The organism is Pseudomonas amygdali, assembly GCF_002699855.1.
Taxonomy (GTDB): Bacteria; Pseudomonadota; Gammaproteobacteria; order Pseudomonadales; family Pseudomonadaceae; genus Aquipseudomonas; species Aquipseudomonas amygdali.
This window is the reverse complement of sequence record NZ_LKBW01000252.1, coordinates 1-221: the sequence shown is the minus strand read 5'-3', so window position 1 is coordinate 221 and position 221 is coordinate 1. Positions and strand designations below refer to the sequence as shown.

1 protein-coding gene is annotated in these 221 nt (G+C 52.5%); it reads right to left on the bottom strand.

What is annotated here, in order from left to right; translation table 11 throughout:
- On the bottom strand, nucleotides 1–221 hold a 221-nt coding region (locus AO277_RS15740), incomplete at both ends, for a DDE-type integrase/transposase/recombinase (RefSeq protein WP_143492802.1).

Sequence of the window (221 nt, the reverse complement as noted above, 5' to 3'; positions counted from 1 at the left end):
GGCATCCGATATTGCCAGCCCTGGTCAGAATGCAAAATCGGCTTTTCATCCGGTCCAAGCCGCGTGAATGTTCCTTCAAGCATTTCGTCGACCATGGAGTACAGCGGGCGCCTGGCACTCGCATAGGAAATGATTTCGCCGTTGTACAAATCCATGATCGGCGACAGATAGAGTTTCTGGCCTCCTACTTTGAATTCGGTCACGTCGGTGGCCCATTTCTG